The following is a 12,168-nucleotide window of genomic DNA, read 5'->3' on the forward strand; positions in this document are numbered from 1 at the left end:
CTCCCGTACCGACCCCGCATCCCCGACCACCACCGTGGCCTGGGTATCTTCGTCCACATTCGGGTTACCACCCGGCGTGGTGTTGCGATCGTCCAAAATTGCAGTCGAGATAGCGGTTGGAAACGTTGGAGTTTTTTCATAGTTACCGCCATCGGCACCGACTATGGTCACTGTGAACTGCTCGGTATTTTCTGTAAGTCGGTCATCAATAGTCTGAACCTCAAAAGCAACCATTGTTGTACCCGCTTTAATGACCACATCACGTGTCTCGGCTACCACATCGCCTCTGTCGGTGGTGATATGACCCACCACCACCTTGACGGTCAGATCGGTTTTCGGGGCATCGCTGATGCTCAGGGTGTAGTTGGCCTTGCCCCCCTCGGCCACATTGGCATCGCCGTTCAAGGTCAGGGTCGGTGCATCCTGATCATCAACCACTGTATTGGTGATGGTGCCAGTGGTAACAACTCTCTCGTAATTGCCACCACTGGTCTTGTCGATAGTGACGCTCAGCGACTCTTCACCTTGCTGATAAATGTCATCTCCACGAACCGGTACCGGTTCGCTGTTGGCACTGCCGCTGCCCACCGGAATGGTGATCACCACCCCGTTGGAAAGGATCACGGTCAGCGGGCTGCCGGTCACCGGATTGCTGACACTGGCGGTGTAGATAATGCTGCCGCCCTCGGTCACGGTCTGGCCGTTGGTGGCCGAGCTCAGGGTCACGGTGGTAGTGTCGACAGTGTCGACCACGTCGGTGGTCACCGTGCTACTGGTATCCAACTGTTCGTAGTTGCCACCCTGGCTGCCGGTGATGCTCACCGTCAGGCTGCTGCCATCCTGGTACACATCGTCGATCGGGGCATCGACCGTCACGCTACCGTTCAGCTCGCCCGCCTTGATGGTGATGCTGGCGCCGTTGGACAGGGTCAGCACCAGGTCGCTTTGCGGGGCGTTATTGACGCTGGCGCTGTAGGTGATTTGGCCCCCTTCGTTGACTTGCGCCGGGGCGCCCAGGATCACGGTGGTGGTGTCGACAGTGTCGTTAATCTGGGTAGTCGTTGAAGGTCCAGTGATAATCTGGTTGAAACCACCGCCCTGAGTACCAGTAATCGAAACGGTGATCGTTGACGGGTCGACATAAGGGCTGTCTGCTGGAGCAGCAACAGTGACTGAACCGGAACTCTGGCCGACGGGAATGGTGATCACTGCACCATTTGACAGCTGAATAACCAAGTCAGAACCAAAAACAGGTTCATCTAATGTCGCAGTAAAGGTGATAAACCCACCTTCATTCACCTCTGCATCTGCACTCAAGACAAGGTTGGCGGAGGTAAAAAGAGGATCATCTTCACCAACGGCTTCAAGCGGTGGCTCACCATTGGTGTTGTAGGTGGTATCGAAGGTGGCTTCAGCAATGGTTGCGGAACCAGTACGGTCTATGGTGACAAAACCGCCGTTGCCACTGGCACCGGCGACACCACCAATACCGCCACCACCGGCGGCAGGTGCACCGCCTGCGGCAGAGGCTTCAAAGGCCTGGGTCGGGTCAGCGCCACCCAAGATCGCCTGTTGCAAGGCATTGATATCATCAGGAGTACCTGCAGCGCCGTTTTGCGCCAGCTGGGGAGCATCTCCCTCTTCGGCAGGCTCACTCTGTTCGCTGGCTGGTTGCACATTGAACGACTGTCCGCCACCCATGAAACTGGCGCCATCCGGCGACATGATCACCGCCCCTTTCGGCAGTACATCACCTTCAGCCAACAGCTTCCGGCTGCCATCAGCGGCCACCAGATAAATTTGTCCTTTAAGTTGGGTTACGGTTACGCCCTGTTCCAAGGTAACGGCATTGGTGATCATGTTCTCTCCTGAATCCTGATTTGAATGCAATAAGCCACAGCCTACTTTGCAGACTGAGGGGAAAAATAACCAGCTCGAAAATTCGAAAGGATAGACCGATTTGAGGCTGAACTGTTCAGCCAGACAGAAGTGTGTAAAACGAGGTTGCGAGAATGGTAAAAACCAAAATTATCAATAAATTACAGAATGATGACGAGAGCATGACAAGGCATGCTCCCGTCAAGATTAACCCTATGCACCCGCCCAGAGGATAATAGCCAGCAGCTGTGGCGAGATGATCCGCAGGAACATCACCAGCGGGTAGACAGTGGCGTATGAGAGCGCACTGGCGCCACTGGTCGGGTGCATGGCGTTGGCAAAGGCCAGCGCGGGAGGGTCTGTCATGGAGCCGGCCAGCAAGCCGCACAGGGTCAGATAGTTCATCTTGCCGTAGAGGCGCGCCAGCACACCGACCACCAGCAGCGGGATCAGGGTAATCGCCATACCGTAGAGCATCCAGGCTGGGCCATCACCGTTGATCAGGGTATCGACAAAACCGGCACCGGACTTGAAGCCGACCACCGCCAGAAACAGCACGATCCCGATCTCCCGCAGCGCCAGGTTGGCACTGGGGGGCATGAACCAGTAAAGCTTGCCGATGCTGCCGATCCGCGACAGGATCAGCGCCACCACCAGCGGCCCACCCGCCAGACCCAATTTGAGAGCGGCCGGGAAACCGGGCAGATAGAAGGGGATGGAGCCGAGCAATACGCCAAGGCCAATCCCGATAAATACCGGCAACATCTGCACCTGCTGCAGCTTTTGCTGCACGTTGCCGACCACATTGGTCACGGCCTCGATGGCGTCGAGACGGCCAACCAGGTTGAGGATGTCACCAAACTGCAGGCTGGTCTGGCTAGTCGGCACCAGTTCGATACCGGCACGGTTGAGGCGCGAGATCACCACGTCATAGCGCTGTTTGATGTCCAGATCGCGGATCTTCTTGCCAAGAACCTGCTCGTTGGTCACAACTACCCGCTCGACGCGCAGATCGGTGCCCCGGGTCGAGAGCGAGGTCTCCACCTCCTCCCCCAACACCAACAACACCTTGTGCAGCGCGTGACGCTCACCCACCAGGTGCAGCAAGTCACCCAGTTCGATACGGGATTCCGGCCGTGGCACCATCAGCTCGTCGCCCCGTTTGAGCCGTGAACAGATGACATCAGACTCGTCGAGACTCGGGATCTCGCTCAGCATCAGGCCGTGCATGTTGGGGTTGCGCACCGCGATGTTGATGGTCTGCAAGCTCTCCTTGGTTTTACCGGTTTGCAGCTCGAACTGGGCGGCTTCATCGTCGATCTTGATGCGAAAGAAGACCCTGACCAGCCACATGGTGAGCAAAATGCCACAGATACCAAACGGATAGGCAACCGCATAGCCCATCCCCATCAGGCCGGTAGAACCGGGCGCGGCGCCCAGCTCGGCCAGGATCTGCTGGCCCGCACCGAGGGATGGCGTATTAGTGACGGCACCGGAGAAGACCCCCAGAATGACCGGCAACGGCACATCGAAAAATTGATGCAAGCCAGCAGCCACCACACAGCCAAGGATGACCAGCAAAGCGGCAAAGGCGTTGAGTTTGAGACCCGAACTGCGCAATGACGAGAAGAAACCCGGCCCAACCTGGATGCCGATGGTATAGACAAACAGGATCAGGCCAAATTCTTGAATAAAGTGAAGCGTTTGTGCATCCAGCGCGAGATCGGAGGCGCCTGCAAAGTGACCCACTATGATGCCGCCGAACAGCACCCCCCCTATTCCCAAGCCAACGCCATAGACTCGCCAGTTTCCCAGCCAGAGTCCTAGCACTGCCACCAGCGACAACATGCTGATGGAAAGCGCGATTTCACTCATTTCGTGCATCCTTTGCGAATTGAACTGGCCCTAGCTTGTCAGCAAACGCTGATGCCAACTGTGTGATACCGCACGAATTTATCCTTTTAAGCGCTAAAAATACCAATTAAGGGCTAGTTGCAAGACGTTAGGCGACGTAGCCGTAAATGGCCATAAAGTGACAAACGCTGCCACCCAGCACAAAGAGATGCCAGATGGCGTGGTTATAGGGGATCTGCTTGGCCACATAGAAGATGACCCCGAGGCTGTAGATAAGGCCACCGAGCCCGAGCAGCAGCAGCCCCTCACCGGCCAGATGGATATAGAGCTGATAGATGACCACCAGCGACAGCCAGCCCAACATCAGGTAGGTAAAGAGCGACAACTTCTTGAAGCGGTTGATAAACACCAGCTTGAACACCATGCCAGCCAGCGCCAGGGCCCAGATCACCACCATCAAGCCCTTCGCCAGCGGCGTGTCGAGCGCCACCAGCAGGAAGGGGGTATAGGTGCCGGCAATCAGCAGATAGATGGCGCAGTGATCAAACACCTTGCACCAACGTCTGGCCCGCCCTGACCCCATGCTGTGATAGAGGGTCGAGGCGAGATAGAGCAGCACCAGACTGCCGCCATAAAGGCTGTAACTCACCAGCGCCTGCGTACCCTGCCCCCATCCTTTGATGAGCAACAACACCAGCCCGACAATCCCCAGCAACAATCCCGCACCATGACTCAGCCGGTTTGCCAGCTCCTCCCGGGGGGAGTAATCCATCACACAACTCATAACATCGACTCCACAATAACTGTGGCTCACTCTACCCAGCGCCATTTCGGAGTACAAGTGTTCGCTTAAAAAATGGAGTGGCTGTCACCTGCCAACCTTTGGTGTATGCTCTGCCGCCGATGCCCGAGACAAGCGGCATAGACACCTAACCCGGTGACCTGGTCTGGAGAACCTGATGAAGTTAACTGAGCTGTTTGCACAATCGGATCCCGCCTTTGGCGAGGCGATGAACACCTTGCTGGAGAGCTTCCACCACTCCGACGACAGTCAGGCCCCCTATCAGCGCGACCTGTTCACCCACCAGCTCGATCAATCCCGCATGCCTGCAGTCGGCCAACCTATCGAGGGGTATCTGGCGCGGCTGGCTACTCTGGTACCCGGCGCCTCGCACCTCACCTCGCCACGCTACATGGGCCATATGACGGCGCCACTGCCGGCCTATACCGCCGAGCTGTCGCGCCTGCTGGTAATGCTCAACCAGAATCCGATGAAGATGGAGTCCTCCCGCCTGTTCAGCTTTCTGGAGCGAGAGGTGCTGGCCAAGCTGCACCGCCTCATCTATGGCCGGGACGATGCCTTCTACGGCGAGCAGATGCATGCCAAGGATGCCGCCCTCGGCGTCATGACCAGCGGCGGCACCATCGCCAATGTCACGGCACTTTGGCTGGCCCGCAACCGCGCCTGTGGCGACAACCTGTTCGCCCTCTATGAGCAGGGCTATCGGGGCGCCGTCATTCTGGGTTCCCGCCTGATGCACTACTCCTTCGACAAGGGGATGGATCTGCTGGGGCTGGGCGCCCGCAGCGTCTGGCGCCTTGAGACCGACGAGCAGAACCGGCTCAGTCTGGCTGCACTGGAGCGGGCGCTGCTCCAGTGCAAGGAACAGAAATTGAAAGTACTGGCATTGGTCGGCGTGGCAGGCAGTACCGACTTTGGCTCCATAGATCCGCTGCCAGAACTGGCGGCCATCGCCGAGCGCGAGCAGATCCACTTCCACGTGGATGCTGCCTGGGGCGGCCCGACCCTCTTCTCCCCCCGCTACCAAGGTCTGCTGGCCGGAATAGAGCAGGCCGACACCGTCACCCTGGATGGTCACAAGCAACTGCTGGTGCCGCTTGGTACAGGCATGCTGCTCTGCCGCCAGCCCGACCTGATGATGGCGGTCAAGCGAGAGGCGCCCTATGCCATTCGCGCCACCTCGTTCGATCAGGGTCGCTTTACCCTGGAGGGCACCCGCCCGGCCAACGCCCTCTATCTGGATGCCGCCTTCCAGCTCTTCGGCCAGCAAGGCTATGCCGAGCTTATCGAAGCCAACTACGACCGCGCCCGGCTGATGGCAGATCTCATCGAAAGTGACCCCGCCTTCGAGCTGATGTCGGCACCGGTGATGAACCTGCTCTCCTACCGCTGCATTCCACCCCACCTTCAGGGCAAGGTGCTGGATGAAGCGGCCAATGCACAGATCAACGACTTCAACGTGGCACTGCAAAAAGCCCAGCGGGCCGAGGGGCACAGCTTTGTCTCCCGCACCCAACGAGCGGTGGTACGCTACGGTGCCCAACCGCTCACCCTGCTGCGCGCCGTGCTGCTCAACCCTCTGATTGAAGAACGCCATATCCGCGACCTGCTGGCCGATCAGCAGCGACTGGGGATCTCGATTGCACGCCAACTGTTTGGCGACAGCGCGGAACCGGCGTAAAAATGAGCGGTCTTATTCATTTGCCGTTGTCCGCCATGCAGGTAGACTGGGCGAAATTTGCAGGCCATTTTTGAGGACTAGGCGCCAACAATGAAGCAATTTATTGAATTTATTCCACTTATCGTTTTCTTCGCGGTCTACAAGTTCTACGACATCTACATGGCTACCGGCGCACTGGTGGTGGTCACCGGTCTGCAGCTCGCCTATAGCTGGATCCGCTATCGCAAAGTCGAGAAGATGCAGCTCTTTACCTTCCTGCTGGTTGGCTTCTTCGGCGGCCTCACCGTCTTCTTCCACGATGACACCTTCATCAAGTGGAAAGTGACTGTCATCAACGTACTGTTTGCACTGGGTCTGCTCATCAGCCGCTACGGCTTTGGCAAGAACCTGATCAAACAGATGCTGGCCAAGGAGCTGCAAGCGCCCGATGCAGTCTGGGACAAGGTCAATCTCGGCTGGGTCGGCTTCTTTACCGTCTGTGGCCTGCTCAATCTCTATGTGGCATTCAACCTGCCGCAGGAGATGTGGGTCAACTTCAAGGTGTTCGGCCTGCTGGGGATGACGCTGATCTTTACCCTGCTCAGCGGTGTCTACCTCTACCGCCACATTCCGGCTGATCAGAAAGAACAGCTGAAAAAATAACCCTCATCAGAAAAGGATTGTCTCATGTGGTATCTCATCTACTCCGAAGATGTCCCCGATAGCCTGCCACTGCGCAAGCAGGTTCGCCCTGCCCATCTGGCTCGCCTGCAAGCCCTGCAGGATGAAGGGCGCCTGCTGACCGCCGGTCCCAACCCGGCCATCGATGCCGAGGATCCAGCAGATGCAGGCTTTACCGGCAGCACCGTTATCGCCGAGTTTGCCTCGCAAGCTGACGCCAAAGCCTGGGCTGATGCCGACCCTTATGTGACCGCCGGTGTTTACGCCAAGGTCACCATCAAGCCGTTCAAAAAGGTCTTCTGACCCGAAGCGAATAGCGAAATAAAAAAGGCCGGACTGGAAGTTCACTCCAGTCCGGCCTTTTTGCATCCCGATATCTCGTTTATGCCCTGGCGACAAACCAGGAGTTAAGGATGTCGGGCTTGTTGTAACGCAGCGGCGAGCCATCGAGTTGGGTGACGCTGCCCCCCGCCCCCTCCAGCACCGCCTGCGCAGCGCCGGTATCCCACTCGCAGGTGGGGGCGAGGCGTGGATAGAGCTCGGCGCCCCCCTCGGCAATGATGCAAAACTTGAGGGAGCTGCCCATGGAAACCAGCTCGAGCTCGCCAAAAGGAGCCAAGAAATCGAGGGTCTCCTGCGACAGGTGGTTGCGACTGCCCACCACTCGCCACGCCGCTCCTTCACGATGAGGCCGGGTCTGGATGGACTCGCGCTTGCCATCGGCGATGCGCCAGGCACCGAGCCCCTTTCCGCCATACCAGAGCTTATCCAGCACAGGGGCATAGACCAGCCCCCAGCGCGGCGCCCCCTCTTCAATCAACGCGATATTGACGGTGAACTCGCCGTTGCGCGAGACAAACTCCTTGGTGCCGTCGAGGGGATCCACCAGCCAGTAGCGGGACCAGCCGTGGCGCGCCGCCATCACCTCGAACCCAGACTCCTCCGACAGTACGGGAATATCCGGAGTCAGCCGTGCCAACCCCTGAACGATCACATCATGAGCCCCCTTGTCGGCCGCGGTCAGCGGACTCTCGTCGCTCTTGTACTCCACCGCGAAGGGCTGGCTGTAGATGGCCATGATGGCCGCCCCCGCCGCGCGGGCGACAGGTTCAAGGTCGGTGATATCGGGGTGGTACATAACAAGCTCGATCAGTGAGTAAGAAACCCAGTCTATCGCGTTTGTCATCAACCGCTTATAGCTGATTGTACTGGATTATATTGCCCCCGCGTCTCTTGTCCCGTGCTGCCATCGGCTGATACCAACAGCACTTCGATACCGGCATTGCGCAGGCCGGAAAGGATATCGGCAGGCACGGCATCGTCGGTGATCAGGGTGTGAATACGCAAGGTATCGATGATCTTGTGCAGACTGCGCCGGCCAAACTTGGTGGAGTCGGTGACCACTACAATCCGCTCGGCCACCTGACACATGCAGCGGTTAAGGCGCGCCTCGTCCTCATGATGGGTGCTGACGCCGCGCTCCAGATCGATGCCATCCACCCCGAGAAACAGCATGTCAAAGTGGTAGTTTTGCAGGGACTGCTCCGCTTGCGCACCGTAGAAGGAGAGAGACTTGCGGCGCAGATGTCCGCCCGTCATCAGCAGCTCCACCCCCTCTGCTTCGAGCAGTTCATTCGCCACATTCATGCCGTTGGTCATCACCAGGATCTCCTGATGTCCCTTCAGATGACGCGCCACCTCCAGTGTTGTCGTCCCCGAATCGAGGATAAGGCGACAACCTGAGGGCACCAGGGTCGCCGCCAGCGCGCCGATCCGCTGTTTCACGGGAGTATTGAGCACACTCTTGTCGGCAATAGTGCGCTCCGGCACCGTCTGGCCCGGCTCGCACAGCAGGGCGCCGCCATAAGCGCGCACGGCCACCCCCTGCTTCTCCAGAAAGGCCAGATCGTTGCGGATGGTCACGGTAGAGACCTGATAGTGACTCGCCAGCTCGTTGACCTGAACGCTGCCATTGCTGCGCAGCTGCTGAATAATCCGCTCCCGCCGCTCGCTGGTTCCGAGCGCACCTTTTTCGCTTGTTTGCATAGTTCTTCTGCCGGAATGCTGTAGTGAAAGATCGCTTTCACTTCGTTACGTTTGCATATTAACGCTCAGCGAAGGTGCCAAATCAAGCCTTCATTACGCTTTACCACCACTCTCCTCATCTTTCCCCACTATCCAAAGTCTTTCGATATCTTTCTTTTTGTGATCCCTTTCAAGATCTGACGACTCTTTTGTTTCGTTTTCTTTTCCTCCCTACTACCGTAAAGAAAAGAAATCGAAAGAACATTTCCATCCGCAGCAACCAAGGGACATCAAAATGAAATCCATGCTGGCACTGGTCGAAAGACATAAACAGGGAGAACAGACCGGGATCTACGCCGTCTGCTCCGCTCACCCGCTGGTGCTGGAGGCCGCGCTGCGGCTGGCCGCCGAAGGGGATGAGCTGCTGCTGGTCGAGGCCACATCCAATCAGGTGGATCAGTTTGGCGGCTATACCGGCATGACCCCCGCCGACTTTCGCGATCGTCTCTACGAGCTGGCGGCACAGTGTCACTTTCCGGCGCAGCGCCTCATTCTGGGGGGCGACCATCTGGGCCCCAACCGCTGGCAGGGGGAACCGGCCGAGCAGGCCATGGCCCATGCCGGGGATCTCATCGCCAGCTATGTCACGGCCGGGTTCAAGAAGATCCACCTCGACTGCAGCATGTCCTGTCAGGGTGATCCCGTTCCCCTGACCGACGAGCTGGTCGCAGAGCGAGCCGCACGGCTGGCGCAGATCGCCGAGCAAACCTGTCTGGCCACTTTTGGCGAGAGCGATCTGGTCTATGTGATTGGTACCGAGGTGCCGGTGCCGGGCGGTGCCCATGAAGATCTTGCCGAGCTGGCGGTCACCACGCCGGAGGCGGCGCGCCACACCCTCGAGGCCCATCAACAGGCCTTCAACAAGGCGGGGCTGGCCCATATCTGGCCGAGGGTGATCGGTCTGGTGGTGCAACCTGGCGTCGAGTTTGACCATACCCGCGTCATCGATTACCGGCCCGAAAAAGCGGCCCCTCTTAGCCGGATGATCGAAGCCTATCCCCACATGGTGTTCGAGGCTCACTCCACCGATTACCAGACTCCTGAGGCCTACCGCCAGCTGGTACGCGACCACTTTGCCATTCTCAAAGTCGGCCCCGCCCTCACCTTCGCCCTGCGCGAAGCGCTGTTTGCCCTTGCCTCCATCGAGGAGGAACTGGTGGTTGCCAAGGCCTGTTCAGGTCTGCGCAAGGTGATGGAAGAGACCATGCTGGAGCGCCCCGACTTCTGGCGCAGCCACTATCAGGGCAGTGCCAACGAGTGCCGGCTGGCCCGTGGCTACAGCTATTCGGATCGCATTCGCTACTACTGGCCCGATAGACGGGTCGATGAGTGCTACGCCAGATTGCTGGCCAATCTGGCAGCGGAGCCCATCCCGCTCCCCCTGCTGAGCCAGCATCTGCCCCTGCAGTATCGCAAGGTGCGTCAGGGCACGCTCTCGGCCAATCCCCATGACCTCATTCTCGATCAGGTGCAGGAGGTGCTGCGGCACTACGCCAGCGCCTGCACTGCGGCCTCTCGCCGCCATTCCCAGCTCGACCCTGTTGTATAAGGAGTTGCAGACATGATCCTTGGTTATCCAGAAGAGATGTTGCGCAGTGCCAATGGCCTGGCGACTGCCCGTGAAATTCGCCAGCAACCCGCCACCTGGCGCGAGACACTCGCCATGGTCGAGGAGTGCCGTCCTGCACTAACCCGTTTTCTGACCCCACTGCTGGCCCGGCAAGAGCTGCGCATCATCCTGACCGGGGCTGGCACCTCCGCCTTTGCCGGTCGGGCGCTCGCCCCCTATCTCTCGGCCCACCTGCATGCCCGAGTCGAGGCGATCGCCACCACGGATATCGTCACCGATCCGGCCGAGTATCTGGCCGAAGATTGCCCGACCCTGCTTATCTCCTTTGCCCGCTCCGGCAATAGCCCCGAGAGCGTGGCGGCGGTCGAACTGGCCAGCCAGCTGCTCAGCCACTGCCACCATCTGGTGCTGACCTGCAACGGTGAAGGAGCGCTCTATCGCCGCTGCCAGCAAGATGCCCACTCTCTGGCCCTGCTGATGCCGCCCCAGACCAATGATCGCAGCTTCGCCATGACCAGCAGCCTGACTAGCATGATGCTGAGCTGTCTGGCTCTCTTCCTGCCAGAGCGGTTCAACAGTCAGCGCTGCGAGCAGCTGGTCGCCACCAGCGACGCCATTCTGGAGCAGGTTGTGCAGCGCGTACCGGCCTGGAACGAGACATTGCCCGAGCGGGTCATCTATCTTGGCAGCGGCAGTCTGCAAGGGGTGGCGCAGGAGGCGGCACTCAAGTTGCTGGAGCTGACTGCCGGCCGTCTGGTCGCCATGTTCGACTCCCCCACCGGTTTTCGCCACGGCCCGAAATCGGTCGTCAACGAGCAGACGCTCATCGTGCTGCTCATCTCCAACGACCCTTACACCCGGCAATACGATCTGGATCTGCTGCGCGAGCTGCGAAGCGATGGCAAGGCCGCACGGGTGGTCGCCATCGCCGACCAGCACCATCCCGCCATCGAGGAGGGGGAGCACATCTATTTGCCCGCCACCCTGCATGGCGACGATGCCCAGCTCGCCTTCTGCTACCTGCTCTATGCCCAGTACTACGCCTTCCATACCTCGCTGGGACTGGGGATCAGCCCGGACAATCCCTGCCCCACCGGTCAGGTCAACCGAGTCGTACAGGGGGTCAATATCTATCCGTTCCACCAAGAAGGAGTGCTGTGATGCCCAATATCGTATTGAGCCGGATCGATGAGCGTCTGATCCACGGTCAGGTCGGTGTCCAGTGGGTCGGCTTTGCCGGTGCCAATCTGGTGCTGGTCGCCAACGACGAAGTGGCAGAGGACCCCATCCAGCAGAACCTGATGGAGATGGTACTGGCCGAAGGCATTGCGGTGCGGTTCTGGCCGCTCCAGAAAGTGATCGACAACATCCACAAGGCGGCGGATCGCCAGAAGATCCTGCTGGTCTGCAAAAACCCTACCGATTTCAACACCCTGGTTCAGGGAGGTGTCCCCATCTCTCGGATCAACGTCGGCAACATGCATTACGCCGACGGCAAGCGTCAAATCCACAAGACCGTATCCGTGGACGAACAGGACATCACCGCATTTCGCGCCCTGCGGGACGCCCGTGTCGAGTGCTATGTCCAGGGCGTGCCGACCGAACCGGCACAGGACATTTTCAATTTGCTCTGATTAA

The 12,168-nt window shown here is 58.9% G+C and carries 11 protein-coding genes; 6 read left to right on the forward strand and 5 right to left on the reverse strand.

The features are described from left to right. The 3 genes from AB5Y76_RS13470 to AB5Y76_RS13480 form a co-directional block, all read right to left on the reverse strand. Window positions 1–1,860: retention module-containing protein (locus AB5Y76_RS13470; protein WP_368177741.1), on the reverse strand; the 1,860-nt coding region annotated here is incomplete at its 3' end. 231 nt (window positions 1,861–2,091) lie between these two features. Further along, window positions 2,092–3,753 (reverse strand): putative transporter, encoded by a 1,662-nt coding sequence (locus AB5Y76_RS13475; RefSeq protein ID WP_005335335.1) that lies wholly within the window; start codon window positions 3,751–3,753, stop codon window positions 2,092–2,094. 127 nt (window positions 3,754–3,880) lie between these two features. Beyond that, window positions 3,881–4,516: a hemolysin III family protein gene (locus AB5Y76_RS13480; protein WP_263718684.1), complete on the reverse strand. Its 636-nt coding sequence runs from the start codon at window positions 4,514–4,516 to the stop codon at window positions 3,881–3,883. 175 nt (window positions 4,517–4,691) lie between these two features. On the opposite strand from AB5Y76_RS13480, the gene AB5Y76_RS13485 reads away from it, so the two are divergent. From AB5Y76_RS13485 to AB5Y76_RS13495, 3 genes are all read left to right on the forward strand, one after another. Continuing rightward, entirely contained in the window at window positions 4,692–6,215 is a 1,524-nt protein-coding gene (locus AB5Y76_RS13485; protein WP_263718682.1) for an aminotransferase class V-fold PLP-dependent enzyme, read from the forward strand. Window positions 6,216–6,305: 90 nt separating this feature from the next. Continuing rightward, window positions 6,306–6,857: a septation protein A gene (locus AB5Y76_RS13490; RefSeq protein ID WP_263718680.1), complete on the forward strand. Its 552-nt coding sequence runs from the start codon at window positions 6,306–6,308 to the stop codon at window positions 6,855–6,857. 24 nt (window positions 6,858–6,881) lie between these two features. Continuing rightward, the gene (locus AB5Y76_RS13495) at window positions 6,882–7,178 is read left to right on the forward strand and encodes a YciI family protein (RefSeq protein WP_005335344.1); all 297 of its coding nucleotides are present in this window, start codon (window positions 6,882–6,884) and stop codon (window positions 7,176–7,178) included. Window positions 7,179–7,257: 79 nt separating this feature from the next. Here the strand turns inward: AB5Y76_RS13495 and cysQ are convergent, their stop codons facing one another. Both cysQ and AB5Y76_RS13505 read right to left on the reverse strand, forming a co-directional pair. Further along, the gene (gene cysQ / locus AB5Y76_RS13500; RefSeq protein WP_263718678.1) at window positions 7,258–8,013 is read right to left on the reverse strand and encodes a 3'(2'),5'-bisphosphate nucleotidase CysQ; all 756 of its coding nucleotides are present in this window, start codon (window positions 8,011–8,013) and stop codon (window positions 7,258–7,260) included. Window positions 8,014–8,060: 47 nt separating this feature from the next. After that, a complete protein-coding gene (locus AB5Y76_RS13505) occupies window positions 8,061–8,921 on the reverse strand; it encodes a DeoR family transcriptional regulator (RefSeq protein ID WP_318528170.1) in 861 nt (286 codons plus the stop codon). Between the two features lie 274 nt (window positions 8,922–9,195). Between AB5Y76_RS13505 and kbaZ the strand changes: the two genes are divergently transcribed. From kbaZ to agaV, 3 genes are read left to right on the forward strand one after another with little or no spacing between them, the layout of a single operon-like run. Further along, on the forward strand, window positions 9,196–10,509 hold the full coding sequence (kbaZ, locus tag AB5Y76_RS13510; protein WP_263718676.1) for a tagatose-bisphosphate aldolase subunit KbaZ: 1,314 nt from the start codon (window positions 9,196–9,198) through the stop codon (window positions 10,507–10,509). Window positions 10,510–10,521: 12 nt separating this feature from the next. After that, on the forward strand, window positions 10,522–11,691 hold the full coding sequence (locus AB5Y76_RS13515) for an SIS domain-containing protein (RefSeq protein WP_263718674.1): 1,170 nt from the start codon (window positions 10,522–10,524) through the stop codon (window positions 11,689–11,691). Beyond that, a complete protein-coding gene (gene agaV, locus AB5Y76_RS13520; protein WP_005335358.1) occupies window positions 11,691–12,164 on the forward strand; it encodes a PTS N-acetylgalactosamine transporter subunit IIB in 474 nt (157 codons plus the stop codon). The genes AB5Y76_RS13515 and agaV overlap by 1 nt, the downstream gene beginning before the upstream one ends. The last annotated feature ends 4 nt before the right edge of the window (window positions 12,165–12,168 follow it).

This window comes from Aeromonas sp. R1-2 (genome assembly GCF_040908505.1).
Classification (GTDB): Bacteria; Pseudomonadota; Gammaproteobacteria; order Enterobacterales; family Aeromonadaceae; genus Aeromonas; species Aeromonas veronii.

Excerpts from the sequence above, each read along its gene's own strand:
- AB5Y76_RS13475 (WP_005335335.1), bottom strand. The coding sequence starts at position 3,753 with ATGAGTGAAATCGCGCTTTCCATCAGCATGTTGTCGCTGGTGGCAGTG.
- AB5Y76_RS13480 (WP_263718684.1), bottom strand. The coding sequence starts at position 4,516 with ATGAGTTGTGTGATGGATTACTCCCCCCGGGAGGAGCTGGCAAACCGG.
- AB5Y76_RS13485 (WP_263718682.1), top strand. The coding sequence starts at position 4,692 with ATGAAGTTAACTGAGCTGTTTGCACAATCGGATCCCGCCTTTGGCGAG.
- AB5Y76_RS13490 (WP_263718680.1), top strand. The coding sequence starts at position 6,306 with ATGAAGCAATTTATTGAATTTATTCCACTTATCGTTTTCTTCGCGGTC.
- AB5Y76_RS13495 (WP_005335344.1), top strand. The coding sequence starts at position 6,882 with ATGTGGTATCTCATCTACTCCGAAGATGTCCCCGATAGCCTGCCACTG.
- cysQ (WP_263718678.1), bottom strand. The coding sequence starts at position 8,013 with ATGTACCACCCCGATATCACCGACCTTGAACCTGTCGCCCGCGCGGCG.
- AB5Y76_RS13505 (WP_318528170.1), bottom strand. The coding sequence starts at position 8,921 with ATGCAAACAAGCGAAAAAGGTGCGCTCGGAACCAGCGAGCGGCGGGAG.
- kbaZ (WP_263718676.1), top strand. The coding sequence starts at position 9,196 with ATGAAATCCATGCTGGCACTGGTCGAAAGACATAAACAGGGAGAACAG.
- AB5Y76_RS13515 (WP_263718674.1), top strand. The coding sequence starts at position 10,522 with ATGATCCTTGGTTATCCAGAAGAGATGTTGCGCAGTGCCAATGGCCTG.
- agaV (WP_005335358.1), top strand. The coding sequence starts at position 11,691 with ATGCCCAATATCGTATTGAGCCGGATCGATGAGCGTCTGATCCACGGT.